Annotated in this window: 3 protein-coding genes; 2 read left to right on the top strand and 1 reads right to left on the bottom strand. The window is 54.2% G+C overall.

Going from position 1 to position 3,623, the window contains the following annotated elements; translation table 11 throughout:
- Window positions 1-266: 266 nt before the first annotated feature.
- The gene (locus tag J2Y56_RS28240; protein WP_150779279.1) at window positions 267-836 is read left to right on the top strand and encodes a YSC84-related protein; all 570 of its coding nucleotides are present in this window, start codon (window positions 267-269) and stop codon (window positions 834-836) included.
- 705 nt (window positions 837-1,541) lie between these two features.
- Window positions 1,542-1,970: a universal stress protein gene (locus J2Y56_RS28235; protein WP_150779278.1), complete on the top strand. Its 429-nt coding sequence runs from the start codon at window positions 1,542-1,544 to the stop codon at window positions 1,968-1,970.
- A 418-nt stretch (window positions 1,971-2,388) separates the two neighbouring features.
- On the opposite strand, the gene J2Y56_RS28230 is transcribed toward J2Y56_RS28235, so the two are convergent.
- Window positions 2,389-3,231, bottom strand: coding sequence for a MinD/ParA family protein (locus J2Y56_RS28230; RefSeq protein ID WP_150779277.1), 843 nt, complete (start codon window positions 3,229-3,231; stop codon window positions 2,389-2,391).
- Between the last annotated feature and the right edge of the window lie 392 nt (window positions 3,232-3,623).

Genomic DNA, 3,623 nt, shown 5'->3' with positions numbered 1-3,623 from the left:
CGGCCAACAGCGGCCTGTCGATTTGTCTGAGGAAACGCAGACGATCAGTCTCTTGCAGCGCCTTGTTATAAGACTTGGAGTTCGGGGCGGATGTGGCGTCGGGACTGGTTCACACGTTCTGATGGAATATGCCTGTGCATAGCATTTGACCAACCGCTTTATAGGATTACAGTCTAAATGAAAGGTCGACCCCGTCGGTCTTTGAGCCGCAACGGCTGTTGCCACGCAGGTTCCTCAACGGCAGGTACAGAAACGGAGTATTGCTCATGATCAAATACCTTCGAATGATGGCAATGATTTCAATTTTCGCGATCGCTGCGGGCTGCCAAATGAATCAACCAACTTCCGCCTCAGATGTGAAGGCTGCTAACGCGGAAATGAACCGGGACGCGAACGCGGCGTTACAGAGTTTGTATGCCAAAACGCCGCAAGCGCGCGCCCTCGCGCAGCGTGCCAAGGGTATCCTCGTTTTCCCTGATGTGCTGAAAGCGGGCCTCATCGCCGGCGCACAGCATGGCGAAGGCGAATTGATCGAGAACGGAAAAGTCACGGGATACTACGCGACCACAGCAGCCTCATACGGCCTTCAGGCGGGCGTGCAGAGGTTTGGTTACGTGATGTTCTTCATGACCTATTCAGCGATGAACGATCTGAAAACTGTTAAGGGATTTGAGGTCGGCGTGGGCCCAAGCATCGTGGTCGTAGATTCAGGCATGGCCAAGTCGTTGACTACTTCAACGGCTCAGTCCGATGTCTATGCGTTCATCTTTGATCAAAAGGGCTTAATGGCCGGGCTCGGATTGCAGGGTTCAAAAATTACCAAGCTCCGTCGCTGAGGCCGTCTGCAGGTCGCCTCAGGTGAATACGCAGGCGACGGCTAGCGAGCGGCGCCCTGACGCCTCAGGGCGTCCTGCCGACTGAACACAATCAACCTTTCGCAGTAGTGAATCACTAATGCATCGCTGGTATTCTCGCCGCCACGTTCGCCAGACATTAAGGGATGGAGGCGAAAATAGAAGCCCCGAAGCCGCGAACCTTCGGGGCTTTGCATTTCTGTGCGAAATAGCACTCCACTTGACCACCCGATTGCATTCGGCCTGACCAGGCATTTGCATTCGTTCTGACCAACGATTGCATCGGATTTGACCAGCACGCTTTGTCACCACTCTCGGCAGAGAACAGCCAATATCTGCCTATCGCCAAGGGCAGTAATCCGGCCAGCGGCGGACTTGGTGAACGGCAGCATTGTCGTCCAGCCCGAGGACATCACCTAGGCAGCAGACCGCCACAAACTGTTTTTGCGTAATGTGGATTAGTCGTGAGTGCCTAAGATTCATTCCAACCGCGACTGTTTACAGGCCAGCCCCCTCCTTCCGGTAAAGCGATACCGGTGGTCGTGGTAAACACGCCCGACCAGGTTAACGCCTAGTCGGGTTCTTTATGCCTGGCAGTTGATGGCTTTGAGCTGACTTGACCACCAGAGTATCGCTGTCTTTACTCTGAGTCCGTGTCACGAGTTTGAAGTGCGATGAGGTGTCTAAATGCAAAAGGTATTGGTTCCTTTCGATGGCTCTGGAAACGCAAAACGAGCCCTGCAGTATCTGGTTGAATTCTCCCGGGTGTATCCGGACCTTGAGGTGCATGTGCTCAATGTCCAGACAGGGCCTGTTACCTATGGTGATTATATTACTGGCGAGATGGTGGAGCAGATGACCACCGCCGCTCTGCAGAAATCAGCACATGTCAACAACGAAGCGGCGGTGATCCTCCAGGCCGCGAACGTCCATCACCAGGTACACGCGTCGACGGGGGAGGTCGTGAGAGAGGTGGCCAGTGCGGTGAAGGGGTTGGGCTGCGACACCGTGGTAATGGGAACCCGTGGGATGAGCAACCTCTCAAACCTACTATTGGGCTCGGTGGCCAGCCGCGTGGTGCATGAGGTTTCAGTTCCGGTATTGCTGGTCAAATAAGCCTGAGCACAGTGCCTCTCACGAGAGAGGTGCCGGGGCATCAGCCTTGGCTGAGTTGCCCCTGCTTTTGTAAGTCCTCGGTGCCGCTTCTGGCCCCTCTCTGCCCGATCAGGTTAACGCCTAGTCGGGGTTTTTATGCCTGGCAGTTGATGCCTCTGAGCTGACTTGACCACCCATTTGTATCGGATTTGACCAGCACGTTCCGTAACCATGACCGACAGAAAACGGCCCAGAGTGTGTAAAAACGCAGGTGCCGTTTTGACGTCTGCGTTGCTACGTAAAATCTGCCAGTGCTTGATTAATCAACGACCTGGAATTTACGTAGGAGCGCGATTTTCGTCCTGGTTCAAGTCGTTAAATTTGCTCTAAAACGTTTTTACACAGCCTCGGCCATAAGCGGTCGCCTCAATCACACCATTCATACGGCGTAGAGAGAAATGTCACCTTCTCGAATTTGGGCGAGTCGCTCAACGAAGAACTCCACGTGCCCTCTGGGGGTCGTCAACAACGGCCAAGTGTCGACCTTTAAAGCGATTTCCTGAAATGCCTGGGTGCACTTGGAGCGCGGAAAGTGTTCGTAGACTGCTCGCTGCCTTTGCACCGCCCTACGCGCACATTCATCGTACGGAACTGCTCCCACATACTGCAGGGCTACGTCGAGGAAATGATCGGTGATCTTGGTCAATTTAGCGAACAGGGCGCGACCTTCTTGTGGGCTCTGCGCCTTATTGACCAGCACCCGGAAACGGTTCATTCCGTAATCACGATTAAGCAGTTTGATCAGTGCGTAGGCATCGGTGATCGAGGCCGGCTCGTCGCATACCACCAGCAGGACTTCCTGGGCCGCCCGGACGAAACTGACCACCGACGCGCCGATGCCCGCAGCTGTGTCAATCACCAGCACATCGAGACTGTCACCGATTTCACTGAAGGCCTGGATCAGGCCGGCGTGCTGAACTGGAGACAAATGCACCATGTTCTGGATACCTGAAGCCGAGGGAACGATTCGTACCCCGCCCGGACCGCGCACAAGTAAATCGGATAGCTCACAGCGACCTTCGATTAAATCGGCAAGCGTGTACTGCCGGGAGAGCCCCAACAGAACATCGATATTCGCCAAGCCAAGATCGCCATCAAGCAATACGACTCGCTTTCCAAGCTTCGCCAACGCCAATGAAAGATTCACTGCCACAGTCGTCTTGCCGACGCCGCCCTTTCCGCCAGTCACGGCGATAACTTGTACAGAACGCACACCATCCATGTTATTGATTCCCTTCCATGTGCAACATGTGCGAATAGTCGCTAGCTATTCCTTAATACGCAATGGTAGCTGAAAAGTCAGACTAATGGTCGCTAGCTGTGTCACCGGATCACAAGAAACGCGACAACCCACTACATGACAATCACCCGACGCAGAACTGCCACTGCAACGATGCCCATATCCGCCAAGGTACCGCCTATGGCCGGATTCAGACTTACTCCCTTCCTGCTATTCAAGATCAACGAACATCAACTCGCCCTGGAGGCTGCCATCATAGAGCCCGCTTAGGTCGATTTCTGCCTATCGCGAAAGGCTAAAATCGGCCAATTTCTGCCATTGGGGACAGACAAAAAAAAGGCCAGTTTCTGACTGTCCCCACCGGCCGCTTAGGG

The sequence above is a fragment of the Pseudomonas sp. BE134 genome (assembly GCF_031456105.1).
In the GTDB taxonomy this organism is placed as follows: Bacteria; Pseudomonadota; Gammaproteobacteria; order Pseudomonadales; family Pseudomonadaceae; genus Aquipseudomonas.
Note: the sequence above shows the minus strand (reverse complement) of the source record. Positions and strands in the feature narration are given on the sequence as shown.

What these genes read in the sequence shown, in the direction of transcription:
- J2Y56_RS28230 (WP_150779277.1), bottom strand. Translation starts at nt 3,231, where the DNA reads ATGGATGGTGTGCGTTCTGTACAAGTTATCGCCGTGACTGGCGGAAAG.
- J2Y56_RS28235 (WP_150779278.1), top strand. Translation starts at nt 1,542, where the DNA reads ATGCAAAAGGTATTGGTTCCTTTCGATGGCTCTGGAAACGCAAAACGA.
- J2Y56_RS28240 (WP_150779279.1), top strand. Translation starts at nt 267, where the DNA reads ATGATCAAATACCTTCGAATGATGGCAATGATTTCAATTTTCGCGATC.